This is a genomic window from Hymenobacter tibetensis, from assembly GCF_022827545.1.
Lineage (GTDB): Bacteria > Bacteroidota > Bacteroidia > Cytophagales > Hymenobacteraceae > Hymenobacter > Hymenobacter tibetensis.
Genome location: NZ_CP094669.1, coordinates 5497119 through 5520050 on the forward strand (window position 1 = coordinate 5497119; position 22932 = coordinate 5520050).

The 22932-nt window shown below is 55.5% G+C and carries 24 protein-coding genes; 8 read left to right on the forward strand and 16 right to left on the reverse strand.

Annotated features, from left to right (window positions below; all coding sequences use genetic code 11):
* Positions 1-72: 72 nt before the first annotated feature.
* Both MTX78_RS22210 and MTX78_RS22215 read right to left on the reverse strand, forming a co-directional pair.
* The gene (locus MTX78_RS22210) at positions 73-432 is read right to left on the reverse strand and encodes a hypothetical protein (protein WP_243798437.1); all 360 of its coding nucleotides are present in this window, start codon (positions 430-432) and stop codon (positions 73-75) included.
* A complete protein-coding gene (locus tag MTX78_RS22215) occupies positions 429-806 on the reverse strand; it encodes a carboxymuconolactone decarboxylase family protein (RefSeq protein ID WP_243798438.1) in 378 nt (125 codons plus the stop codon). Before MTX78_RS22215 ends, MTX78_RS22210 begins: the two co-directional genes overlap by 4 nt.
* 116 nt (positions 807-922) lie before the next feature.
* Between MTX78_RS22215 and MTX78_RS22220 the strand changes: the two genes are divergently transcribed.
* Both MTX78_RS22220 and MTX78_RS22225 read left to right on the forward strand, forming a co-directional pair.
* Positions 923-1543 (forward strand): hypothetical protein, encoded by a 621-nt coding sequence (locus MTX78_RS22220; RefSeq protein ID WP_243798440.1) that lies wholly within the window; start codon positions 923-925, stop codon positions 1541-1543.
* Entirely contained in the window at positions 1540-2235 is a 696-nt protein-coding gene (locus tag MTX78_RS22225; protein ID WP_243798442.1) for a ComF family protein, read from the forward strand. Before MTX78_RS22220 ends, MTX78_RS22225 begins: the two co-directional genes overlap by 4 nt.
* Positions 2236-2374: 139 nt before the next feature.
* Here the strand turns inward: MTX78_RS22225 and gldJ are convergent, their stop codons facing one another.
* A complete protein-coding gene (gldJ, locus tag MTX78_RS22230) occupies positions 2375-3613 on the reverse strand; it encodes a gliding motility lipoprotein GldJ (protein ID WP_243798444.1) in 1239 nt (412 codons plus the stop codon).
* A 67-nt stretch (positions 3614-3680) separates the two neighbouring features.
* Positions 3681-4658, reverse strand: a complete 978-nt coding sequence (locus tag MTX78_RS22235; RefSeq protein ID WP_243798446.1) for a PorP/SprF family type IX secretion system membrane protein — start codon at positions 4656-4658, stop codon at positions 3681-3683.
* A gap of 491 nt (positions 4659-5149) precedes the next feature.
* On the opposite strand from MTX78_RS22235, the gene MTX78_RS22240 reads away from it, so the two are divergent.
* Together MTX78_RS22240 and MTX78_RS22245 are read left to right on the forward strand one after the other, a co-directional pair.
* Entirely contained in the window at positions 5150-8218 is a 3069-nt protein-coding gene (locus MTX78_RS22240) for an AsmA-like C-terminal region-containing protein (protein ID WP_243798448.1), read from the forward strand.
* Between the two features lie 213 nt (positions 8219-8431).
* On the forward strand, positions 8432-9166 hold the full coding sequence (locus MTX78_RS22245) for a DUF4382 domain-containing protein (protein WP_243798450.1): 735 nt from the start codon (positions 8432-8434) through the stop codon (positions 9164-9166).
* A gap of 77 nt (positions 9167-9243) precedes the next feature.
* Here the strand turns inward: MTX78_RS22245 and MTX78_RS22250 are convergent, their stop codons facing one another.
* The 8 genes from MTX78_RS22250 to fumC form a co-directional block, all read right to left on the reverse strand.
* Entirely contained in the window at positions 9244-9864 is a 621-nt protein-coding gene (locus MTX78_RS22250; protein WP_243798451.1) for a thioredoxin family protein, read from the reverse strand.
* 107 nt (positions 9865-9971) lie between these two features.
* Positions 9972-10475 (reverse strand): DinB family protein, encoded by a 504-nt coding sequence (locus MTX78_RS22255; protein ID WP_243798453.1) that lies wholly within the window; start codon positions 10473-10475, stop codon positions 9972-9974.
* Between the two features lie 74 nt (positions 10476-10549).
* Positions 10550-11023 carry a DUF6970 domain-containing protein gene (locus MTX78_RS22260; protein ID WP_243798454.1) on the reverse strand — a complete coding sequence of 158 codons (474 nt, stop codon included), beginning with the start codon at positions 11021-11023 and terminating at the stop codon, positions 10550-10552.
* A gap of 187 nt (positions 11024-11210) precedes the next feature.
* Entirely contained in the window at positions 11211-11606 is a 396-nt protein-coding gene (locus MTX78_RS22265; protein ID WP_243798456.1) for a diacylglycerol kinase family protein, read from the reverse strand.
* The gene (locus MTX78_RS22270; RefSeq protein WP_243798457.1) at positions 11593-12192 is read right to left on the reverse strand and encodes a GNAT family N-acetyltransferase; all 600 of its coding nucleotides are present in this window, start codon (positions 12190-12192) and stop codon (positions 11593-11595) included. Before MTX78_RS22270 ends, MTX78_RS22265 begins: the two co-directional genes overlap by 14 nt.
* Before the next feature lie 64 nt (positions 12193-12256).
* The gene (locus MTX78_RS22275; protein WP_243798459.1) at positions 12257-13321 is read right to left on the reverse strand and encodes a DHH family phosphoesterase; all 1065 of its coding nucleotides are present in this window, start codon (positions 13319-13321) and stop codon (positions 12257-12259) included.
* 82 nt (positions 13322-13403) lie between these two features.
* Complete coding sequence (locus MTX78_RS22280) at positions 13404-14528, reverse strand: acyltransferase family protein (protein WP_243798461.1); 1125 nt, start codon at positions 14526-14528, stop codon at positions 13404-13406.
* A gap of 464 nt (positions 14529-14992) precedes the next feature.
* A complete protein-coding gene (gene fumC, locus MTX78_RS22285) occupies positions 14993-16396 on the reverse strand; it encodes a class II fumarate hydratase (RefSeq protein WP_243798462.1) in 1404 nt (467 codons plus the stop codon).
* Between the two features lie 261 nt (positions 16397-16657).
* Here fumC and MTX78_RS22290 point away from each other — a divergent pair, with 261 nt between their 5' ends.
* The gene (locus MTX78_RS22290; protein WP_243798464.1) at positions 16658-16906 is read left to right on the forward strand and encodes a hypothetical protein; all 249 of its coding nucleotides are present in this window, start codon (positions 16658-16660) and stop codon (positions 16904-16906) included.
* Between the two features lie 90 nt (positions 16907-16996).
* On the opposite strand, the gene MTX78_RS22295 is transcribed toward MTX78_RS22290, so the two are convergent.
* Both MTX78_RS22295 and MTX78_RS22300 read right to left on the reverse strand, forming a co-directional pair.
* Complete coding sequence (locus MTX78_RS22295) at positions 16997-18514, reverse strand: TonB family protein (protein WP_243798465.1); 1518 nt, start codon at positions 18512-18514, stop codon at positions 16997-16999.
* Positions 18501-19148, reverse strand: coding sequence for an RNA polymerase sigma factor (locus tag MTX78_RS22300; RefSeq protein WP_243798467.1), 648 nt, complete (start codon positions 19146-19148; stop codon positions 18501-18503). The genes MTX78_RS22295 and MTX78_RS22300 overlap by 14 nt, the downstream gene beginning before the upstream one ends.
* Before the next feature lie 391 nt (positions 19149-19539).
* Here MTX78_RS22300 and MTX78_RS22305 point away from each other — a divergent pair, with 391 nt between their 5' ends.
* The 3 genes from MTX78_RS22305 (at position 19540) to MTX78_RS22315 (ending at position 21685) form a co-directional block, all read left to right on the forward strand.
* The gene (locus MTX78_RS22305; RefSeq protein ID WP_243798469.1) at positions 19540-20031 is read left to right on the forward strand and encodes a hypothetical protein; all 492 of its coding nucleotides are present in this window, start codon (positions 19540-19542) and stop codon (positions 20029-20031) included.
* A 54-nt stretch (positions 20032-20085) separates the two neighbouring features.
* Positions 20086-20871 (forward strand): tetratricopeptide repeat protein, encoded by a 786-nt coding sequence (locus MTX78_RS22310; protein WP_243798470.1) that lies wholly within the window; start codon positions 20086-20088, stop codon positions 20869-20871.
* A 73-nt stretch (positions 20872-20944) separates the two neighbouring features.
* The gene (locus tag MTX78_RS22315; protein WP_243798472.1) at positions 20945-21685 is read left to right on the forward strand and encodes a TIGR04283 family arsenosugar biosynthesis glycosyltransferase; all 741 of its coding nucleotides are present in this window, start codon (positions 20945-20947) and stop codon (positions 21683-21685) included.
* Between the two features lie 172 nt (positions 21686-21857).
* Here MTX78_RS22315 and MTX78_RS22320 read toward each other — a convergent pair whose 3' ends face one another.
* Both MTX78_RS22320 and MTX78_RS22325 read right to left on the reverse strand, forming a co-directional pair.
* A complete protein-coding gene (locus MTX78_RS22320; protein WP_243798473.1) occupies positions 21858-22556 on the reverse strand; it encodes a metallophosphoesterase family protein in 699 nt (232 codons plus the stop codon).
* 130 nt (positions 22557-22686) lie between these two features.
* The gene (locus MTX78_RS22325) at positions 22687-22902 is read right to left on the reverse strand and encodes a hypothetical protein (protein ID WP_243798475.1); all 216 of its coding nucleotides are present in this window, start codon (positions 22900-22902) and stop codon (positions 22687-22689) included.
* Positions 22903-22932 lie beyond the last annotated feature (30 nt).

Consider the following 22932-nt stretch of genomic DNA (forward strand, 5'->3'; position numbering starts at 1 on the left):
TAAGTACTTGAGGATTGCTAGATGGCTGCTTGTGGGAGGTTGGTCACCACCCAACAAGCAGCCACCCAACTGTCAGTTATCTGAATCAAAATATTCCAGCATGTGCCATTTCAGCATGCGCTCTTGCTCTTTCAAACTAGCAAAGGGTACAGCCTGCACCAAGCGGTAGTGAGGCCAGCCTTCTTCGTCCACTCTTTCCAGCTCGTAGTGCCCTGACAGGCTGAAGAGCTTGCAGGTGGCAATGTGCATGAGGTCTTGCTTTTGCTCTTTGGTGAACGGACCGGCACCCTGCCCAAGTTCCTGTACGCCAATAAGCAGGAGCAACGCATTCAAATCAGGCTTTTTACCGAACCGCTCACGCATCTCGTTCATGAGCTGCCACCAACGGGCCTCAAACTCGGCTTCTGTTTCTTGCGGATCTAGGTAGCTCATGCGTCGTGGGAGTGCAGCGGGGCGGGCGTGGTAGCCTCCTCTTTCAAGATTTCCCAATACTCCACGGCGCGCCGGAAGTGCGGAATCACAATGCTGCCCCCAATCAGGTTGGCAATGGCAAACACCTCGTAGATTTCCTCGTCGGTTAGCTTCTCTTCGTAACACTTCCCGAGATGGTACTTGATGCAGTCGTCGCAGCGCAGCACCATGCTGCACGCCAAGCCAAGCATTTCCTTGGTTTTCACGTCTAGGGCGCCCGCCTGATAAGTGTTGGTATCAAGGTTGAAGAAGCGCTTAATTACTTTATTATCAGCCGCCATGATCTTCTCGTTCATGCGCTGGCGATACTCGTTGAATTCGGTTACCTGAGACATATAGAATGTGTGCTAGGAGGTTCAGAAATAAGGAAACACGAAAGTAGGCACAAATGCTCCGGCGGCTTGTATTCTCCGTTACCAGGGCCTACTTTACTTGTGCTTATCTCTATCCTTTGTCTTTTCTATCTAGTATGGGCGTTATTCGATTTTGGCGCACGGCGCTGACGCTGCTTTTAGGCATTACTTTCTTCACTTCCGGTATGGCCAAGCTCTACTACAATCACCTGTTCTGGGGATGGATTGGTCCTGTATGGTTGGCTGAGCGCTTGCAGCCTTTTCAGTTAGGTCTTTACGTAGCCTTTATTGCGGCCAGTCAGCTAGTTACAGGCTTCCTCTTGCTTACGCGTCGCTTTTGGTTGCTGGGCGCAGTGCTTCTCGTACCAATGCTAGCCAACATCCTGCTTGTGACTATCTCCTTGCAGTGGCCAGGCACCCCTTACATAGTAGCGGTATTGCTGCTAATGAATCTGGCCTTACTGTTTTCCGAGCATCAGCGGTTGCGGGTGCTATGGTCACGGGCAGCGTATGTGCCCGCATCAGCAGGACCAGCGCGTACTGTTACCGGCCATGTAGTTTGGGTGGCGGGGCTTCTTCTGAGCGTTTCAGCCGCTCCAATATCATATGTGTTGTTGCCGTTAAGCTATTGGCTGGCTATTGGTGGCGTTGTGCTAGCATGCTGCAGTTTCTTGGCTGATTCCTACTCTCCTCGCCGCCTTCGGGCCACCATGCCATGATGCCCAGCTTTCTAGCCGATTTTATTGGCTTAGTTTTCCCAAAGGTGTGTTTGGCTTGCGAGCAGGCCTTAAGCCGGGGCGAAGACCATCTATGTACCACTTGCCGGGTCCAACTGCCTTACACAGATTATCATCTGCTGGCTGCTACCGACAATCCAGTGGCTCGCCGTTTTTGGGGCCGCGTGCCGGTATGCCACGCCCTGAGCTATCTGCGGTTCTTGCGCCGTGGGCGAGTTCAACACCTGTTACACCAGCTCAAGTACAAAGGGCAGCGCGACGTCGGCTTAGTACTTGGTCGGTGGTATGGTCATGACCTAGCTCTTCACAACTTCCATTTCGACTTGATTGTACCGGTACCGCTTCACCCTAAAAAGCTTGCCAAGCGCGGATACAACCAATCCGACCCGTTTGCGGAAGGCTTAGCGGAAAGCTTGCACATTCCGTGGGACGCCAACGGGCTACGCCGGCTAGAGCACACCGACTCGCAAACGCAGAAGAACCGCGTTGAACGATGGCAGAACGTGGCCGAAGTATTTGAAGTAGCCACCCCAGCTAGCATCCAAGGCAAACACGTTCTGGTAGTTGACGATGTACTGACCACTGGAGCCACACTCGAAGCGTGTGCAGCAGCGCTGTTAGCAGCAGGTGCCACCGAAGTAAGCATAGCCACCATTGCTTGCGCAGATAGATGACTTAAACTTGACTGCGGGCATCTAGCGAGTAGTATTCCCCCCAGCACAGCCCTATACACAAAACAAGAGCGGCTTGCCAGTTGGCAAGCCGCTCTTGTTTTGTAGCCATTATCGAATTCAACGAATCCGATTACGATGCTTACTTGTTGGAACCGGCGTTGATCATGGCGCAGCGGAAACCAATGGTAGCCGTAGCAGAGTCTTCGCCCATGAAACGACGGGTACCTGGCGAGAGCCAGTAAGCTACGTCGCGCCACGAACCACCTTTGTACACACGAACGTGGTCGTCGATGAGCGACTGGTAACCTTTCTTGTCATACTTCTCAGCTGGGTCAAGGAAGCCGTTCCGACGGAAGGGGTTCAAGTCTTCCACATCTTCAAACGAGAGCGGACGATAGATGTCCTGTACCCACTCGTTCACGTTGCCAGCCATGTTGTATAGGCCGTAGTCGTTCGGGGGATAGGCGTAGATGTATTCAGTAATCATGGCGCCGTCGTTCAGCGAGCCAGCAATACCGGCATAGTCACCGCGGCCACGCTTGAAGTTAGCCAGGAACTGGCCCATCTTGCCGCCATATGGGTTCCGCACTTGGCGGCCGTCCCATGGGTAAATGCGCTTGTTTTCCTGGTTTTCGTTGCCGGTTTCCTGGGTACCAATCAGGGCTTGAGCAGCATATTCCCACTCGGCCTCCGTAGGCAGGCGGTAGTTCGGTAGGGTGTTACCGTTTTCAATGGCAATGGCCGTGCCTTCTCCGTCGGTACCTTCAGCAGCTTCGCCACCTTTGTTCTTTTTCTTGAACAGGCCACCGCCGCCACCGCCGCCGCTTGCATTAGACGCAAGGGTTTCGTTCACCTTCGACGTCCGCCACGTGCAGTAGTCGTTGGCTTGCAACCAGCTTACACCCACCACTGGGAAGTAGCGGAAGCCGGGGTAGCGCAGATAGTAGTCTACGTACGGGTCGTTGAACGACAGCTCACGAGCCCACACAGTAGTGTCAGGCAAAGCCGACTGATAGAATTCCTCTGACGAGTCTTTCCGAACAAAGTGCAAATACTCCAACCAGTGAATGTTAGCTACCTCGGCTTCGTCCATGTAGAAAGAGGCGATGGTAACGGTACGCTCCACGTTGTCGTGGGTCATCGTTACATCTTCTTCCTGGGAGCCCAGCACCGTGCGGCCACCTTCAATGAAGACCAGGCCTGGACCTTCCGGAATGCCCTGATAATCGGCAACCTTCATGCCCTCTTCGGTATTGTACTCTATGCCCGTAGTTGAGCTGTACTTACCGGGTTTGGTAGCGGTGGGCGGACCGCCCTTGCAGGAAGCCAGAGCGCAGGCTCCTAAGACCGCAAAACGCAGGTACTTGGAAAAATTCATGATTTAGTTTAAACTACCTGTAAAAAAAGACTTAGGACAAGGTAAGCTGCTGCAATAATACAAAAATTCAAAATGCCGGACAAGGTGCCACCGGGTAATTCCGGCGTTTTAATCGGCGCCATGCGGCATCAAGCGAATCAAACGCACGAAGGGCCAAAGAAATTTCGTGCGCTCCACCTAATTCAGCACTTAACGCACTCAAACCAACGTCATACGCATAGCCCAAGCGAAAACTGCCTACGCTAACGCCCGCAATGGCCGTCAGAATCTGCTGGGGATTAGGAGCACCAGGCAACGGAATGCCGCGGTATACCACCCCGAGAGTAAGGGGCGTAATAGTACCATAAAGTCCAGCTTCCACCCGCTCTGAACCACCTTGCCGCACGTAATGCATGGTAGGAGTCAGGCTCACTTCTCGCTCTTGCTGCTTCTCGCTAGTACGCAGAAAATAATGCTTGTAGCCGGTGCTCAACTCGTAGCGCAATGGCAAACTGGCTTGCGTATTGAATCCCAAGTCGGGCTGATTGAGATGCTGCCCAGCCACCGATACCCAAAACCGCTCACTGTAAAGCAATAAGCCTACCCCCACACTGGCGTAGCTGACGGGCCTGAAGTCGTTGATTTCACGCGTAGGCATGCTCGTTGAACCATCTTCTGAAAGCTGGTCGCCAAAAACCAAGTTGTCGTAGCTGACACGCTGGTTGCCGTAGCTAGCCCGCACACCCCCGCTGAATGCCAACTCTTTGGTTAGCCGGGTGTGATAGGCGTAAATACCTCCTACCTCGAAGCGGGTGTACCCAATGCCACCGGTCCGGTCGTGGTTGATCAACAAGCCAGCCGCATTGTGCTGATCCTTAAACCGGTAATCAGCAGCCAATTGACTGGTTTGGAAAGTGCCGGCTAAGGTTGGAAATTGGTTGCGGTAGCTCAACGTAACGCTGGCATCATCTAGCAGGCCAGCAAATGCTGGGTTCTGAAACAGACGATTGGCATAAGGCTGAGCGAAATACAAGTCTTGTGCAACGCCGGGCAACGACAGCGCCATAGCACCGGCTAGCAACGGCTGCCGAAGCGTACACTTCCTTGATTTCCTCCTTCCGATTGGCCCCATCATCAGCGTAATAAACGCACAACCGGCGGCGCGTAGTGCGTCGCCGGACTTGTTTGCAGAAACTAAATTGCTGAATTCCTTACGCATTAACAGAAAGTCGAGGTTCTAAATCGATGAGTGGGCTGGTTTTCTGGCCCAGCACCCCAGGCTTACAAGCCTGAGGCTGCTACTTTTGTATGGTTGCTCAGGGCTTTAGCGCGTGGTCTAAGGTAGGATGGCACCTGCTGTGTACCAAGTTTGTTCCGCAGACTGGCCGCTACCCTTGTGGGTGGGAAGCACCGCTATACTACGGGCTGGCTCTTCACTCGTTGTATGGCTTAAATCCGTTCGTGAGCTGATAGCAGTTCTCCAATGGGCTTCCACCACCTGCTTTAGCTCGGTAGCTACTTCGCTGCAAAGCTCCAATAATTAAGTACTGAAAGTATATGCGCAAATTCTGGATTGGACTGTTAGTTTTTCTGGTGGTGCTGGTGGCTGGTGTGGCCCTCACTCCCATTCTGTTCAAAGACAAAATCAAGCAGGCCCTCGATAAGCAGTTAGCTGAACGAGTGAATGCCAAGGTTCAGTACGACCCCAAGAACGTCAGTCTTAGCCTGTTCAGTAGCTTCCCCGACTTGGCTTTGGGCATTGATGAGCTGCGCGTGATTGGGCAAGACTCGTTTGCGCGCGACACACTGGCTTACCTGCCTTCCTTTCGGGTGGGCCTAGACTTGATGAGCGTGGTGCGGGGCAGTACCATCAAAATCAACAGCGTAGCCTTAGACCAGCCCGACATCAGCGTGAAAGTGCTGAAGAGCGGCCTGGCCAACTACGATATTATGGTTTCCGACTCGGCAGCAGCGGCCAAAGGCCAGGATACCAGCCAGGTGAGTTTGGCCATCAAGGGGTGGGAAGTGAAGGATGGGCACGTGCGCTACGAGGACCGGACGCTGCCCTTTAGCATGGAGCTACGGAGCCTCAACCACACAGGCTCCGGCGACTTTGCCCGCAATGTGTTCGACATGGAAAGTGCAACCCGTGCCGAGCAATTCTCCATGACGTATGCCGGCACCGAGTATGTAAGCAAAAAGAAGCTAACGGCCGACGTAACCATGGCCATGGACCTCGATAAAATGTTGTTCACCTTCAAGGACAACAAGGTGCAGCTCAATGACTTCCCTGCCTCGTTCCAAGGTTCTATCGGGCTGCCCAACGCTACCGATATCACCTATGACCTGACGTTCAAGGCTCTGGAAACCGACTTCAAGAACATTCTAAGCTTGGTTCCGGGAGTGTACACTGCGCAGTTTAAAGATGTGGAAGCAGGCGGCTTGGTAGCTTTTGATGGCTACTACAAAGGCGTGCAGAACGACGTGAAAATGCCCGGCTACGGCGTGAACCTGCAAGTGAAAAACGGCATGTTCCACTATCCGCAGCTGCCGCAGGCGGCCAAGAACATCAACGTAAATATGGTGGTGGACAACCCTTCTGGCTTCACCAACAACGTGAAGGTGAACGTAAAGCAGTTCCACCTAGACTTGGGCCCCAACCCTGTTGACGGCAACGTGGCTATTGACGGCTTGGAGCCCATGAAAGTGGATGGCCGCGTGAAAGCCAACGTAGATCTGGCCGAGATGATGAAGGTGTATCCGGTGCAAGACCTAGCCCTCCGGGGCAAGCTGTTTGTAGATGGCACGGCCAAAGGCACTTACTCCAGCACGCAGATGCCGGTGGTGCAAGCCAAAATGAACCTGACCAACGGCTACGTGAAGTCCAAGCAGTTTCCGGCTCCCATCGAGAACCTGGCTGTAACGGGCACAGTGCTCAACCCTACCGGCCAGCTCAACGACACGCGCGTAGATATTTCCAATTTCCGCATGCTGCTGGATGGTGAGCCGTTGGAGGGCCGTGTGGCTACCCAGGGCGTAGACAAGCTGCGCTTCGACGCCGATGTGAAAGGCATAGTAGACCTAACCAAGCTCACCAAAATATTCCCGCTGGAAGGCATGACCGTAACGGGCCGCCTCAACGGCAACGTGGCCGCCAGAGGCAACATGGCTGACATTGAAGCTGGCCGCTACCAAACGGTGGTGGCCTCAGGTACGGTGAATGCGCAGAACATCACCTACAAGAGCCCCGACTTGCCACAGGGTATGAAGGTAACCAAGGCCACTGCCACCTTCAACAACGACAAGATTGTGTTGGAAGACATGAATGGGTTTGTGGGCTCATCCGACATAGCGGCGGCAGGTACTATCTCTAATTATATGGGCTACCTGTTCGTGCCAGGTCAGCCATTGCGCGGCAACCTCACGGTGAATTCGCAGCGGTTCAACATGAACGAGTGGATGGTGGATGAAGTGAGTGAAAAGCCTACTCCGGGTGCTACTGCCGCCACCAAAGCTCCCGCTACTACCACCAAGGCCGACGGTGTACTGCAAATTCCGAAAGAGTTCGACCTGACCCTGAACACTAGCGTGGGCCAAGTGATTTACGACAACCTGAAGCTAGAGAACGTGAAGGGCACGGTCGGCGTGCGCAACGAAACGGCCACGTTGCAGGGGCTTACCTTCAACACGTTAGGCGGCTCGTTTGCCACCAACGGCTCGTATAGCAGCAAGGACTTGGCGCATCCAAAGTTTGATTTCGGGCTTAATATCAAGAACCTGAACTTCCAAAACGCCTTCAATGCCTTCAACTCCGTGCGCGCCATGGTGCCGCTGGCCGACAACTTGGAAGGTATTTTCTCGACCAATTTCAACGTGAGCGGCGAAATGGGACCCGATATGATGCCCAACTACAGCACCCTTACCGGCAAAGGGCTATTTGAAGTTGTACGGGCGGCAGTGAGTGGCTCGCCAGTACTCACTAAAATCAGCAGCCTCACCCAATTTCAGGAGTTGAAGAATTTCGCTGTGAACAACAAAGATGTGGCGGCGGAAATCATCAACGGCAACTTTATCGTGAAGCCGTTTGAGGTGAACGTAGGCGAAATCAAGATGACCGTGGGTGGCTCCAACAACATCAGTAGCGGCGGGCTGGAGTACGTGACGGCCCTGAACGTGCCCACGGGCAAGCTTGGTAACCAGCTCAATAGCCAACTTACGCGCCTTACCGGTGTGCAAAATCTGCAAGGCACCGAACGGGTAACCCTTGGCCTCAACATTGGGGGTACCGCCAGCAGCCCCATCGTCAAGCTGGCGTCCGGCAGCGTGAAGGCGCAGGCCAAAGACTTGGTAACCAACATTGTTCAGGCCAAAGTAGATGGCGCCAAATTGCAGTTGCAAGCTCGCGCCAAAGTGGCGCAAGACAGCCTCCAACGCGAGGTGCAGCGCAAACAGCTAGAACTACAGGCCAAGGCGCAGCAGGAAGTGGAGAAGAAAAGACTGGAACTGGAATCCAAGGCGAAGCAAGGGCTCAACAACTTACTTTTTGGCAAACCGAAAGCAAAACCGGCCCCAACTCCTGTGGAGCCAACCCCTACTCCGACGGATAGCACAAAATCCAGTCAATAGAATTTTTTCGTAATTTTGAGAGGCATATAGGCACGCTTGTTGCGTGTTGCGGAGTAGCTCGACTGCCTACCTAGGCACTCAGTTACTCCGCTTCCTTTTTCTCATTTATATTTTATGAAACCGCTTCAATTTTTACCTCTTGCCCTCCTAACTACTTTGGCTTTTGCAAGCTGCAGCAAAGATGAAGAATCTTCGAAACTGGAAGTGCGGCTTATGGATGCTCCCGGTGACTTCCAGAAAGTGGTGCTCGATGTACAACAGATTGAAGTTCATTTGAAGGAAGAAAACGATCCTGAAGGGTGGAAGCTGCTTCCTTTCAGCGCCCAGGATATCAACGTATTGGATTATGTAAACGGTCGTTCGGCGTTATTGGTGAGCACCGATTTCGAGCCTGGCGCCCTCAAGGAAATTCGCTTGAAGCTTGGCCCTAATAGCTACGTTATCGGCCGTGATGAGCAGCGCTACGAACTCAAAACACCCAGCGGACAAACCTCGGGCGTTAAGTTGAAGCTCGCTAATGTGGCAGTGCAGGAACATCAGAAATTTCAGTTGCTGCTTGATTTCGACGTGGCCAAGTCGGTGGTGGAGCGCGGCAACTGGCGCCCCAGCAACGATAAGAAAGAGCGGTACCTGCTGAAGCCCGTCATTCGGGTGGTTACCCAGGAGTTGCGGGCTGCTCTGCGGGGCTCCGTTACACCGGTAGCGGCCAAGCCACAGGTGCTGGCTATCCGTTCGTCTATCACGCCAGCCGACACCTTCAGCACAGCAGCGGATGCAACTACCGGAGCGTTCCTTTTCAGCGGCTTGCCAGCTGGTACCTATCGGGTGGAGTTTTTCCCTACTACCTCGGCCCCAACTGGCCAGGCACCTTACAAAGTGGTATCCGTGCCTAACAAGTCTGTTGTCAACGACCAGACGCTCGACCTCGGCCAGATCAAGCTCGACTAATTAGCGCACATGCAGCCAACCAAAAAGCCTCAGCTCTACTGTATAGGCTGGGGCTTTTTTATGTTTGTTAAAGCTGGTTATTGCAACCCTTGCACTAGCGCTAAAAGCTCTTGCTGAGTGGCTTGCGTTTTGTCATGGGCATACCAAGCATGAATCTTCTCAGCATATTCCTCGTGGGTAGCGCCCTTGGCCTTTAGTTCCAGCAGCAGGGTTTGTGCCTGCGTTGGGCGTGGGCCCCATTGGGCGGCCTCCGTGAACGTATCGGCATGCAACACCACTAGCTTTGGAATAGAGCGGGTACCGTTGGTGAGGTATCGGTCTATCAAGTCGAGGTTTTCGTCGCGGAGCAGGTAATGGGTTGTGAGTTTGCCGCCACTGGCTTGGGCAGCGGCTTCCAGCACTGGCACAATTTGCGCAGCGTCGCCGCACCACCCTTCGGTGATAACCAGGCCAATGTACTGCTGGCGCAAATTGGTTAGGGCCGCTTGCAGTTCGGGTAGCACGCGCACCGTTTTGTCTATGCGCTGCATGCGCTGCACGTTAAGGCGCGTGTATTCAGTTAGCTGATCGGACTGCTGTGGGCCAGTGGTTTTATTCTCTGTAAGCAGGTCGTTTATTAATTGGCGGTAGCTAGCGTACGTATAGGCCGCCTGTAGGCGCTCGGGAGTCAGGACGGGGGCAACCAAGGAATTAGGCATACGAGTGGAAGTTGTGAAAACTTGATACAGCTACAACAAACAAAATCCCTTTTCGGTGGCCATTCGAGGCAATACCGAAAAGGGATTTTCCCAAAATATTCAGAGGCCTACAAACTCGGGGCGTCGGCTAAAGCGGCCTTAGCCGACAACTCGCGGCAATACGTAATGAAATCGGTGTTGATGGGCTCTAGGCCCGCCGCTCGCAGCTCTTTGGCTACTTGGGCGCGGTGGTAGTTGGCGTGTACCGGCACGTGCGTGAAAATATCAGACACTTGGCTGGTATAGGTTTCGCCAATGGAGTTGGTGTACGAAATCAGGCGTTGTAACTCCGCTTCATCTGCGTTGATAACGTACTGATGAAACCGGTCGGAAGTCTGTTCGTGCCAGTGGTGTAGCGTGGCGAGGTCGTGCTCCTGCCATACTTTCACGGGGCTAGGCGTGGCGGTGAGGCGGCCTAACCAAATGGCTTGCGCATTCAAAACGTGGCTAAACAAACGGAGGGCACCAGTTGGCAGCGTAGCCCCACCGGCTACAAGGTGGTCGAGGTGGTCGAGCAGGGTGGCGTTGGCCCACACGTTGTAGGCCCCCAGCTTTTCATTGGTGTTGATCATGATGCTGTTATGAATGATAGTAGGTGATATGTGCCGCAGTGCGCCGCAAGATATACTCCATTAGCGTCTGCTCCCTATTGGCGGGCGTCTTGCCAGACCAACCGCTCTTCAGTACGGTGCTTAGTGAAGTACCGGCAGTTTCCGTCGCCTTTGCCCGTGATGCCGCCTTCGGGGTGGCAAATGAGTTTGCCGTTTTTGTCGTAGAGGTTGGTGTATTGGTCGCAGCAGCCCAGGGTTTCGTAGTACACCACTTGGTCTTCGAAGCGGTACCGCATAATACGAGCCGCCGGATTCTGAGGGGGCTCTGCTGAAAGCTTTTGGATGCGCTCTTCCAACCAACCAGGGCGGGAAGTGGTGTCAAACTGCACCATTGTGCCGTTGGGTACAGGGGTAGTGGTATTCTTGGCAACAGGAGTCGGGGTCGACGTAATACCTGTGTTTCCTCCGGCGGGCGTATCCGTGGGGGTGGTTAGTACCACATTTTGCTGGCAAGCCACTCCGCAGAGCAACACCACTACCGGCACCAACCGAAACAAAGAAGAGCGCATAAGGCTAAGGGAAGAAAACGCGAAAGTAAGCAGGCGCACCTAAAGCGGGAGCCCAACCGTCCGCTTACGTCAGTTGTGAGTTGCCAGTTATGAGCAGCCTGTTACCAGTTGGTGGTAAGGAGTGGCTGATAGATTGCGTCTGCTTGACTGATACCTCGCATCTAACTGCTGGCAATCGATAACCGGCTTAAAGCAGCGCCCATACGTGCGGCCCAAATATCAATAGCCCAACCACTAATGCTGCCACCGCTCCAACCAGCACCGCACCGGCGGCTACGTCTTTGGCTCGCCCGGCCAGCGGGTGGTACTCCGGCGACACCAGATTTACCACGGCTTCTACGGCCGTGTTCACCAACTCCAGGCCCCACACCAAGCCCACCGCCAAGGATACAAGCGCCCATTCCAACCAACTCAGACGGAAGTAAAAGCCAAGCCCTATCACTACCACCGTGGAAATAGCATGAAACTGCAAGTGCACTTCCGAGCGCAAGGCGGCTACCACGCCCTGAAACGCGTAGCCGAAACTGGCGGCGCGGCGCATCAGGGCCGGAAAGCGGCGGGGATGCGGGTTAGGCTGACTCACGAGTATCGAATTCGCGGAATGCTCCTTGGCGCAACACGTTCCACTCCGGCTTGATGACGCTGAAAATCACCGTGTCGCGGCGCCGGCCCCCTTGCGTGTAGCGGTGGCTGCGCAATGTACCTTCCTCGGTAGCTCCCATCCGGCGCATAGCCTCCTGCGACTTGTGGTTGTGGGCATCGGTTTCCAGTTCCACCCGCTCACAGCCCAGCACCTCAAATGCGTGGCGAAACAGCAGGTATTTCACTGCTCGGTTCAGGCCCGTCCGCTGAAACTCACTACCAATCCAGGTGTAACCAATGGACAGGCGGGCCTCATGCAGGTTGATGTTGTAGTAGCTGGTGCTGCCCGCCACCCGGTCGGTGTCTTTGTCGATGATTAGGAAAGGGTAGCGCTGGTGCTGCTCCCGGCCCTGCATGGCAGCCGCAATATAAGCGGCCAGGCTGATGCGGTCATCGGCGCGGGTTAGAGTGTACTGCCACAGTTCGGGCTCGAATGCTACGGCTTGCAGGCCTTCAAAATCCGCAGTAGCCAATGGTCGTAACAGGGCGCGGTTGCTTTCGAGAATAATGTCCTGAGAGAAATCCATGGATTGATAACTGAAGGTGAGCACCATCAAATATGCCTAAAATAGCCATTGGTAAACAACCTTCCTATGAATAACCTAGGCCTTGCAGCAGTAAGTCATACTGTGCTGGCGGCAGGTGCCCCCCGCTGGCCTGCGGGTGTCCGTGCGCGAAATTAGCGGGTGGCTCCACTCCTATGCGGGCGAAAGCTGCGCGTAGCAGGTTTGGAATGTGCAAGTCGCGGCTGGCGGCGCGGCCAGATACAGCCACCACGCCATCGGGTAGATAGCCGAGGTTGGCGCACAGCACCACTCGGTCGGGAAGGCGTTGTATCCACTGCTGTGCAATCAGCGGGTGAATCTGGCAGGGCGAGTTGATGGTAATAAGGGCAACGGGCGACGCATCGGGACCGGCTGGAGGAAACTTTGGGGGCAGCTTGCGCGCCACCGCTAGGGCGGCCGCTACTTCGGCACGGTAGCCGGCCAAGGTAGCATCTTGTGCTAGGCCGCGTGGGTTGTCGTCGTGCAAGAGGTAACGCAGGGGCAGGGCGAGGTCGAAAGAGCCGGCGCGGCGGGCCGCATTGCACATGGCCACGGCTTCTTTCAGCCATTTGGCGGTGTGTTGCTTTTTGGTTTCTGCTAGTGGCGGCCACGGGGCTTGGTCGCCAAGGTCAGAGAGAATGCCGATGGCAGCCACCCAGTGTAGGTCCGTCACCTCAGCCTCGGCAGCCAGCAACTCGTATGCTAGCCACGCCGAACAAGGTACCGGATCGAGGCCGTAGCCGGTGAGCACCGTGCCGCCCGTTGGTGGCATGCCTTCCGGAATGTGGTGGTCGACGTACAGCACCGGCACCCCAGCCGTTTCCAGTGTACCATGCGCATGCACTCCCAAATCTGTAACGATGAGCGCATCAGGTTTTCGCGCCAGCAGCATTTCCTGAACTCCAGGTGTCAAGAAGGCATTCTCTCCCTTGCCAGATGGCACCACTTCCACCTGCCATTGCGGGTTGATTCGGTTGAGGCCGCGCCCAAATAAGGCGCCAGCGGCCAGTCCGTCGGCATCAAAATGACAGTAGACCACCACGCGTCCCGTCGTCGGAATCTGGTCGAGGAAGGTCCGGAAGGGCGCCACAAAGTGGGGATAAGCAGCCATGAAAACGGGCAGCCGGCATAGTAGCCAACTGCCCGTTGTTCGTGAACTACGCTGCTAAGGTTATAGCACCGCATCTAGCACGCTAAGGAGCCTCGTTCTTAGATATCTTCACTGGCTGATTGCTCCATTGAAAATGGCTTGTCAAACTAAATAAATTCTTGAAGAGCTTTGTCCACATAGGACGCTGCTTTTCCAGCACTACCCCAATCAAAGCAGAGGTAATTAAAACCACCGCAACGCACTGCCACATTTGTGTGATATTATACTTTTGGTAGTCAGAAATATAGCGCGACAATATTAATAATGGAGTGTGTAGAATATAAATAGGGAACGTAAGATCCGCAAGCTTGCGAAACCAGCTCACCCAGCTTTTAGCAGGCACAGAATATGTGCTTAAAGGCAAAAACCAAAGTGCTATCGAAAATAAAAAACCATTAACCCAATCAGTTAAAAATTGATTTGTGAAATAAAGTGGTGGCGCTCCTATTGTGTAAGGCAGAATTGGAAAATACACCACCGAAAAGCTTGTCGCTACAATCAGTACACCTAGTATCAGCCATGACATTGAAGTGCTAATACGTAGCTTAGGCAACCTATAGGCTGCAAATCCGGCCAGCCATATGGGCATCATCAACAAAATTTTGGGGCCGGCAATTACGCAGGCTGCTATAAGAAGTGCCGTTGATTTCCAGCCTGCGCTACGAAAAAACCAGAGGCCGAAAATCATATAATACCAGAACTCATACCCTAATGACCACAACGGGGTGTTCATGGGCGGCGCAGCAGACATAAACCAGATTTCGTTCAAAAAACTGCCTGATAACAAATAACGAGGCAAGGATGCGCCTCTAGAATACATATCATGCAATTCTGGGGCAGCAGAGCTTACCACAATTTCTGCTATTCCAGTTATTATAAGAGCAGGAATGACCACAGAATATAAGCGGCTAAAGCGAGCTTGCATATACTGGTGCAGTCCTCTATTATTAACCGTAGTGGTGTACGCAATAACATAACCCGACAAAGCAAAGAAGACGACAACTGCTGCATGAGCCAAGTTATGCAGGGGCGTTGCAGCATTATCCTCGGAAGGAAACCACATGGAATGTGCATGAAAAATTGCAACAAGCAAGGCAGCACCGAGCCTTATGGCATCTAAAAACAAACTGGAGTTTGCGTTGATCAAACGGGCAGGTGTTTCAGTCATATGGTGTTAATTGTTTTGTGCCATCTTATAGGTTCCTAGAAATGGCGCACCCCTCACAATATCAGCTTGATAAAAAACAAAAACAGCTGTATTTCAAGCCGCTAAGATAAAACCTTATTACTTAGCGACTAGCAAAAAGCATAGGGAAACTTGTTATTATTCAAACATCTAGTTATCTGCAAGTAGGTCTTTAACCCCACTGGGCGCAGGTTTGGGCCTATTACCACATGCGGTTGAGAGCCACAAGAACTTGGCTACACAACTTGATGCTACAGTGCTGAACGCAAGGGAATAGCCAGCAAAAAGGAAGGCGTATGTACTATGCGGCCACTCAATGACCACCATAGTGCATACGCCTTCCTATCAACCAACATCACCTGTCAGTGCTTCCCCTTTTCAACCAGGCAGACCAGATGGCACCTAGTAGCGAAACTTAGAAGCACACAGTAGTGCCAGCTACTATTTTACTTCTTAATCTCGCCTACCATGTCCTCGGGTTTCAGCCACTCGTTGAACTGCTCCTCGGTGAGGTAGCCGAGTTGGAGCGCCGTTTCTTTCAGAGTTGAGCCGTTTTTGTGGGCGGTTTGAGCAATTTCGGCCGCTTTGTAGTACCCGATGTGTGGGTTCAGGGCCGTTACTAGCATCAGGCTGCTGTCTACGTGCTTCTTGATGTTGGCTTCAATCGGCTCGATGCCGGTGGCGCACTTGTCGTTGAAGCTCACGCATACGTCGCCGATGAGGCGGGCGGAGTGCAGAAAGTTGTAGATCATCACCGGCTTGAACACGTTCAGCTCGAAGTGGCCGTTCATGCCGCCGATGTTGATGGCTACATCGTTGCCCATTACCTGCGCAGCCACCATGGTCATGGCTTCGGCCTGGGTAGGGTTCACTTTGCCGGGCATGATGCTGGAGCCGGGCTCGTTGTCGGGGATATGCAGCTCCCCAATGCCGGCGCGCGGGCCCGAGGCCAGCAAACGGGTGTCGTTGGCAATCTTCATCAGGCTGGCAGCCACCGTTTTGAGGGCTCCGTGGGCTTCCACAATGGCATCGTGGGCAGCCAGGGCCTCGAACTTGTTTTCGGCGGTGATAAACGGCAGGCCCGTAAGGTCGGCAATGTGCTTGGCTACGTTTTCAGAATAGCCGGGAGGCGTGTTGATGCCCGTACCCACGGCGGTACCACCTAAAGCCAGCTCGGAGAGGTGCGCCAGCGTGTTCTTGATGGCGCGCAAGCCATGATCGAGCTGCGACACGTAGCCTGAAAACTCCTGCCCTACCGTGAGCGGCGTGGCATCCATGAGGTGGGTGCGGCCAATCTTCACGATGTGCATGAACTGCTCGCTCTTGGCGCGTAGTGTGTCGCGCAGCTTCTCGATACCGGGAATGGTAGTTTCCACCAGAATCTTGTAGGCTGCAATGTGCATGGCCGTTGGGAAGGTGTCGTTGCTGCTTTGGCTCTTGTTTACATCGTCGTTGGGCGCCAGCACCTTTTTCTCGTCGCTGAGCTGACCACCTTGCAGCACGTGGCCGCGGTACGCCACCACTTCGTTCACGTTCATATTCGACTGCGTGCCCGAACCCGTCTGCCACACCACCAGCGGAAACTCCTTGTCGAGCTTACCTTCCAGGATTTCGTCGCACACTCGGCCAATCAGTTCGGCTTTTTCGGCAGGCAGAATACCAGCGTCGCGGTTGGTGAGGGCCGCAGCTTTTTTCAGGTACGCGAAAGCCTGGATGATTTCCTTGGGCATCCGGTTGATGTCCTGCGCAATTTGGAAGTTGTCGATGGAGCGCTGCGTTTGGGCGCCGTAGTAGGCGTCGGCGGGCACCTGCACGGTACCCATGGTGTCTTTCTCGGTGCGAAACTGCATGAAGTGGGTAATTAGGTGAAGGGGTGAGTGAGCTGTCCGTTGCCAGCTACCGGCTACCAGTTGCGAGTTCCATGCTAGTACTAACCAGTAACCAAAGACTGGTGGTTCGCAACTGTATCGAAGGCGGGCAAAAGTACACACCACACCGGCTCCGGGCTAACTAGTTCATAATTCTGTTATCACGCCCCTCCGAGCCCCCAGATATAGTCAAGCTACCGGCGTCTTGCGTACACTCACCTAACCATCCTTACCAATCGAGCCATGAACAAGACTTTCGAATCAGAATCCGACGCCCTAGCTACCCCATCCGAGACGCCAACTACCGCTCAAGCCCCGGCCACCACTTCCGGCACCGACGACGCAGCCCGCGAAAAGCAGCCCGTACCTGCCGGCAACGGAGCCCCCGACTACAGCGACGTAGAAATTAAGACCGAATCGGATTTGCCACAGCCCGAGAAACCCGGCGGCAGCGCCACCGAACCCGAAAGCGGCGGCGGCTACAGCGGCTAGTATAGCCCTAGCACCCGAGTACAACAGAACAAGCCGTTTCGAATATGCATGCAGCACATTCGAAACGGCTTGTTCTGTTGTTACAGTACCCTACCGCTGATCCTCGAGGCGAAACGGCACGCTGATTTCCACCGTGCGAGTTGTGCGTTGGCCTTTCGCAATAGCTGGATACCACTTCGGGCCCTCCTTGAGCAGCCGGATAGCTTCGGCATCACACTCCTTTGACAGCCCGCGCAACACGGTAATATCCTGCAAGCTACCATCAGCGGCCACCACAAATTTTAGTTTGACGGTACCTTCTTTGCCGTCCTTCAACGCCTTTTCTGGGTACTCCAGCTTCTGCTTCAGGTACTCCTGAAATGCCTTGTAGCCGCCTGCGGGCAAAGCTCCAATTGATATAGGCGCGGGCGGACGCTCACGGCGCACGACCACCACTTCATTCAACGACTTGCTGTCGGGAGCCAGCGCCAGGGCCATGGCGCTATCCGAGGGGCTAATGGCTTGCTCTGAAGACACAAACCCAACCGAGTGAAAAGTCAGTGTCTTCACCGATTCTGGCACCAGCAGGGAAAAGGACCCGTCGGCAGCCGTACTGGCCCCGATGGCGGTACCCTTAGCCAACACTGTTACGCCGGGGAGGCCCGCGCCACTGCTGCGGTCCGTAACTTGGCCCCGCACTACGCGCATACCCGCCGGAGCAGGAGCCGCCGATACGATTTGCCCATGCAGGGTGTTGCGGTCTACTGGCACCGTAGCTGGCTCGGCCGCTGGAACCCGGGCCATTATGGCAGCAGAGGCGTTGGTCTTTGCTTTCCTGGCCCTACTCATCTCGACTGGTGACGCTTGCCTGCTTAAGTCAGACGAGTTGCCGTTCGAGGCTACCTGCACGGTATCGGCGGAGCGAAGGGTGCTAGCAGCTAGGTCGTTTTCGGGAGCAGCGGCTACACCCGCCACATCTACCCCCGACATACCAACGGCTTCCGGCTCTTTTCTGTCGGCGAGTATCCGTGGGCGGCTTCTAGCTTGAAGCCCTGTGCGTGGCTGGCGGTTGGCGGCTATGAGCGGTGCGCGCTCCGCCGGAACAGGCGCAGCGGCCACAGCCTCATCTGCTGATACAAACGCGTTTTGTGGGGCAGTCGGCTTCGAGGAGGAAGACGCCTCGGGTTGCGTTTTCGCTGTCACATCAGCCTTGGTTTCGCTCCGGCGCATAGCCACTTGCGATGCCGCCGCCGGACCTTCAGTAGTGCGGCGTACGCCTAGCCATACGGCCGCACTTACCAGCAGCAGCAATACGGCCGCTGCCAATTGGCGCCAGGGCCACAGCGGCACTACGGGGGCAACCTCGGGCGCTTCATTGGCTAGGCGGGCGTGCAGGCGCGCGTGCAGGTCGGTGAGGGCGCGGTCGGTGGTGGCGAGGTCGGTTTGGGAGAGGCCGTCGAGGATGTCGGCACAGCGGGTGCAGGACAGCGTATGGGCCTCCACACGGTGTTGCTCGGCCGGTGGCAGCGTACCGGCCACGTACTGCCGCAGCACTGCCATCGGCAAGTGCTGCCCCCCCGACGAACCGGGGGACAGTGGGGAAGCAGGAAACTGGTCAGCGGGCCGCATCAGAAGAAAACGAAGTGGTGGGCGGTGAAGATTCGAGGTGGCGCTTCAGGTTGCGCTTACCGTTTTGCAAATGGCTTTTTACCGTGTTCAGGTCGTATCCGGTTTCCGTGCTGATGTCGCGGTAGCATTTCTTTTCCAAGAAGAACAGTTCCAAACATCGTCGTTGACCGGCAGGTAGCGCACTCATGGCGTGTTCCAGGGCTTGCAGGCGGGCTTCGGTGAACGTCGCTTCGTCGGGGTCATCGTCTTGCAGATGCTCGGCAACCACCGATTCCATATCTGCGGGGTTCGGAAAATGCAGAACCAGGGCACCCCCTCGGTCGGGGCCGGGGCGCTGCCGAGCCCGCAGCACCATCAGGCAGTGGTTGCGGGCCGTTGCGTGCAGCCAGGCCGGAAAGTGGTCAACCTCGTGGCGCCGCAGCTTTTCCACCAGCTGCTCGAAGAGTTGCATCACGGCATCTTGGGCATCGGCCTCGCCTGGCCCCAAATACCGCCGACAGATAGCAAACACTTCCGGCATGTGCCGCTCATACAGCACCCCGAGGTCGGCTACTACGCCTTCTTGGCGGTAGCGAGCCAGCAACTCCTCGTCGGATAACTCGGTCGGCGACTTAGGACGGCGTTTGAAGAACATAGCACAAGACACTCCGGGTAGTAACGGCCTCTTGTGCGACGCGCCAGCCGCCGGCTGCCCCGCCAAGATACGGCGGTTGCAGTTGCCAGACCAGCCGGTAGCTGGCTCGGTTTCGGTGGCCGGCTACAAGGTTTGCCACCGATCCTTTTCCAGTGCATAGGCCAGCGCAGTGACGCTACTCTTGTGCTGTCTCTCAGAAAACCGGAGCGCGGCAATTGCACCCAGGTTTTATTGAATTGTGTGCTGCGGCGAATATTCGATGGACAGGGCATAAGACCCTCAAAAAGCTCGCTTTTCACCGTCCGCCGACCGTGATTCCACGTTATCTTGTTTCGCTTTTGCCTGCTACTTGCTTGCCGCAGGCTTTCTTTTTATCCTTCTCCCTGGTGCCGTGCCACAGCCTCTCGCCGATACGCTGACCCACCTTCGCGTGGGCAACCAGACTTTCCTGATCAATTTCTATCGGGATTACCGCGACGATTTTGCGCAGTGGGCGCGCCAACATCAGCAGCTTGAGCGCTCCGCCGCGCATGAGTTGTTGCGCTCCGTGCTGGTTGAGTTCTATAACCAGGTAGTTGACGGCCGCCTAACCAAGCTTCCGCCCGACCTGCGCGCTCATGTGTATGGCATGGCGGTCCAGCAACCCCAAGCTTCTGCTACTGATTCTCTGCCCCCTGCCGAAGCCAACCGCCGTCGGCAGCTGCTTGGCCTATTTGGCCAGCTCAGCCCCGACTGCCAGCAGGTACTGATGTTCTTTTACTTCCGCGGCTACAACTTCAAGAAGCTTGCCGTTAAAATGGGATTCGCCAACGCCACCGTGGGCAGAATCCAGAAATCGGGCTGCCTCCGGCGCTTGTATGAGCTGCACCTACGTGCTGTGTGAGTCAGCAGCCAACCACTCCCATTCAGCTTTCTATACTCCATTACTCCCTATACCATGGACCTGCGCCCCTACCTGGATGAGCTAGAGCGTTTTGCTGACGGGCAACTGTCGGAGGCGGAGCAGGAAGCTTTTGAGTTGCGTTTGGCGCAAGACGAGAAGCTGAACGCAGCCTATGAAGCCTACGAGCAGTTCACCGCCGACCTACGCTGGGTGGCCGGCCACGAAACCCTGCGCAATCGGCTCCGCAACCTCGACAAGCGGCTCGACCAACGCCAGGTGGCACTGGCTAGCATCCAAACTCGTTCTCGCACCAACCGCACCCGGTGGATAGTGGTGGCGGCCGTGGCGGTGCTGGTATTGGCCGCGGGGCTGTGGCTGCTGGTCCGCCCGCGCCCCCTCGACGCGGAAGAAGCCTGGGCCCGCTACTACGTACCCGACCCCGGACTGACGGAAGTGGCAGCCCAAGCCACCAACACCCCCCTTATGGTAGAAGCCATGCGCCAATACCGCGACGGTCACTATCCGGCGGCGCTGCACTCGTTGCGGCGGGTAGCAGCGGCCAACGTAGGCGACGATACACTGCTGTACTACACCGGCGTGGTGTTGCTCCGGCACAATGAGGCGGGGGCGGCACGCTCCTACCTGACCCGTGCCACGCAGCAGCCAGCTTCGGCCCTCGCGGGCAAGGCGCGCTACCACTTGGCCATGGCTCAATGGCGGACCGGCCAGGTGCCGCAAGCGCGTACCAACTTGCAAACCGTCGCCGCCGATCCACAAAATCCGTATCAATTGCACGCCCAACAAGTGCTGCGTGCTCAAGTGCTGCTTCCTCGCGACTAGATACGCGCAAGCCGCGGTGCTTCTGTGCTTGCGCAGCAGCCCAACAAGGCGGTTTTTCTAGTCCCGATTTAGTATGCCTACTGCACCTGCCCCAACAGCTTCCGTTGTTCCAGCCGCCATCAGCCTCATTATTCCCACCTATAAGGAAGAAGGGCACATAGGAGCTTTAGTGCGTTATCTGCAAAAAACTGCGGGTTCCGACGATGCCCTGGAAATTGTGGTGGTTGACGCCCACAGCCCCGACGGCACGGCCACGGAAGCCCAACAGGCAGGCGCGCACGTGGTTCACTGCCCGCACAAAGGCCGCGCTGTGCAGCTCAACTATGGCGCGCACGAGGCCACCGGCGACATCCTGTATTTTCTGCACGCCGATAGCTATCCGCCCGCCGGATTCAGCCAGGAAATTCGGGCGGCCGTGCAGCAAGGCCATGGGGCGGGCTGCTACCGCCTGGCCTTCGACCACCCTAGCTGGTTTTTGAAAATCAACGCCTGGTTCACCCGTTTTCGCTTGAAAGTGTTTCGTTTCGGCGACCAAAGCCTGTTCGTACGGCGAGACATTTTCACGGCAATTGGCGGGTACCGGGAAGACATGCTGGTGCTGGAAGATCAGGAAATAACGCGGCGACTAGGGCGAGTTGCCCGGTTCCAGATTTTGCCAGGCCCCATCGTCACGTCGGCGCGCAAGTACCGCGAGAATGGCGTGTGGCGGCTGCAAAGCATTTATTATCTGCTCACTACAATGTACCGGTTGGGCGCTTCTCAGCAGCGTATGGTGGACATGTATCGCACGATGATTCGGCAGGACAAGGTGTGAGAAATGAAACCCCGCTCAACTAGTGCGAGGTACCCACAGGTTTCCCTCCAGAGTCGAGGACATCCACTATAGCATCTCCCGGCGCAGCAAGGGTTAAATCACTTCGTTGCCAACCCACTGCTTGAAACGCACGTGGGTAGTGCGTAAGAGGCTATGGCAGCCATCAGGCGCTTCAGCGGCGGGCAATAGTGTATTGCCCGTCGATGTTGCGCTGCAAGGTCAGCTCGAATGAGTCGAGTTCGAGGGCCGCTAGGTGGGCAAGCTCGGGGTTGTGCCTGTAGACGCAACCCGTATCGAGGCTGATGGCTTGGGCTTGGGTGCGGGCTTGGCGCTGTACCTCGGCCGTGGGTGTGGGGACATGGCCGTGCAGCAGGCGCCGGTCTTGCAGGCGTGAGGCATCAAATGTGAATTGCTTGATGTTGAGCATACTATGCCAGTCGGCACGCATTCGGTCGGGGGGTAACCGGAAGTTGTAGCCCGCATGTACCAGTGAAAACCCGGGTACATCAAGCTGGTGCGGCAAAGCATCTAGCCAGCTTACATACTCTTGTGGAATATCCTTGGCGTGGGCTACCCCAAAACTTTCCAGCGTTAGTTGCCGGTCGGTGGACGAAGCCCAGGTGAGGTGTTGCAAGTCGCGGGCGGCATCCAGGAGTTCCTGGTCGTGGTTGCCGCGCAAGCAGTGCACCCGAAACCCGTGTTTTTGCAGCGCCATCAGGTAATCGAGCACGCCACGGCTATCGGGGCCCTTGTTCACATAATCGCCGAGCACGAAGAGTTCGTCTTCCGGCTTCAATTTCAGTTTCTGTTCAATCAGGAATTGGAACGTTCGTAAGCAGCCGTGCAAGTCGGTGGTAGCGTAGCGGGCCATAGGGCAGAGAAGAGCGAAGAGAGCGGACGTGAGCGGGCAATAGTGCCGGGCGCAGCAGTACGTAGTGCGTTTATATAAAGAAAAAGCACCTTTCCGGAATGGAAGGTGCTTTTTCTTTATGAGAGGTAGCCTAGCTGTAAGGCGATTTGTCAAGCTCAGGCTTGTCAAGGTTCCGGTTGGGATGACGAACACCTGCGTCATCGGCTTCTTGCTGAAGCCGCTCTTCAGTTTGCTCGTCCCGGTCGTTTACGGGCAGGTTGCCAGCGGCTTTCGGCTGCTCGCTTTGCGTCGGGCTACCGTGGTTTTCCTTGGACTGTTGGTTGGTGTTATTGCTCTTGTAAGGCATGGCGGTGGAAAGTTAGGGTGAACAATATGA

Excerpts from the sequence above, each read along its gene's own strand:
- MTX78_RS22210 (WP_243798437.1), bottom strand. The coding sequence starts at position 432 with ATGAGCTACCTAGATCCGCAAGAAACAGAAGCCGAGTTTGAGGCCCGT.
- MTX78_RS22215 (WP_243798438.1), bottom strand. The coding sequence starts at position 806 with ATGTCTCAGGTAACCGAATTCAACGAGTATCGCCAGCGCATGAACGAG.
- MTX78_RS22225 (WP_243798442.1), top strand. The coding sequence starts at position 1,540 with ATGATGCCCAGCTTTCTAGCCGATTTTATTGGCTTAGTTTTCCCAAAG.
- gldJ (WP_243798444.1), bottom strand. The coding sequence starts at position 3,613 with ATGAATTTTTCCAAGTACCTGCGTTTTGCGGTCTTAGGAGCCTGCGCT.
- MTX78_RS22235 (WP_243798446.1), bottom strand. The coding sequence starts at position 4,658 with ATGGCGCTGTCGTTGCCCGGCGTTGCACAAGACTTGTATTTCGCTCAG.
- MTX78_RS22240 (WP_243798448.1), top strand. The coding sequence starts at position 5,150 with ATGCGCAAATTCTGGATTGGACTGTTAGTTTTTCTGGTGGTGCTGGTG.
- MTX78_RS22245 (WP_243798450.1), top strand. The coding sequence starts at position 8,432 with ATGGATGCTCCCGGTGACTTCCAGAAAGTGGTGCTCGATGTACAACAG.
- MTX78_RS22250 (WP_243798451.1), bottom strand. The coding sequence starts at position 9,864 with ATGCCTAATTCCTTGGTTGCCCCCGTCCTGACTCCCGAGCGCCTACAG.
- MTX78_RS22255 (WP_243798453.1), bottom strand. The coding sequence starts at position 10,475 with ATGATCAACACCAATGAAAAGCTGGGGGCCTACAACGTGTGGGCCAAC.
- MTX78_RS22260 (WP_243798454.1), bottom strand. The coding sequence starts at position 11,023 with ATGCGCTCTTCTTTGTTTCGGTTGGTGCCGGTAGTGGTGTTGCTCTGC.
- MTX78_RS22270 (WP_243798457.1), bottom strand. The coding sequence starts at position 12,192 with ATGGATTTCTCTCAGGACATTATTCTCGAAAGCAACCGCGCCCTGTTA.
- MTX78_RS22275 (WP_243798459.1), bottom strand. The coding sequence starts at position 13,321 with ATGGCTGCTTATCCCCACTTTGTGGCGCCCTTCCGGACCTTCCTCGAC.
- MTX78_RS22280 (WP_243798461.1), bottom strand. The coding sequence starts at position 14,528 with ATGACTGAAACACCTGCCCGTTTGATCAACGCAAACTCCAGTTTGTTT.
- fumC (WP_243798462.1), bottom strand. The coding sequence starts at position 16,396 with ATGCAGTTTCGCACCGAGAAAGACACCATGGGTACCGTGCAGGTGCCC.
- MTX78_RS22290 (WP_243798464.1), top strand. The coding sequence starts at position 16,658 with ATGAACAAGACTTTCGAATCAGAATCCGACGCCCTAGCTACCCCATCC.
- MTX78_RS22295 (WP_243798465.1), bottom strand. The coding sequence starts at position 18,514 with ATGCGGCCCGCTGACCAGTTTCCTGCTTCCCCACTGTCCCCCGGTTCG.
- MTX78_RS22300 (WP_243798467.1), bottom strand. The coding sequence starts at position 19,148 with ATGTTCTTCAAACGCCGTCCTAAGTCGCCGACCGAGTTATCCGACGAG.
- MTX78_RS22310 (WP_243798470.1), top strand. The coding sequence starts at position 20,086 with ATGGACCTGCGCCCCTACCTGGATGAGCTAGAGCGTTTTGCTGACGGG.
- MTX78_RS22315 (WP_243798472.1), top strand. The coding sequence starts at position 20,945 with ATGCCTACTGCACCTGCCCCAACAGCTTCCGTTGTTCCAGCCGCCATC.
- MTX78_RS22320 (WP_243798473.1), bottom strand. The coding sequence starts at position 22,556 with ATGGCCCGCTACGCTACCACCGACTTGCACGGCTGCTTACGAACGTTC.
- MTX78_RS22325 (WP_243798475.1), bottom strand. The coding sequence starts at position 22,902 with ATGCCTTACAAGAGCAATAACACCAACCAACAGTCCAAGGAAAACCAC.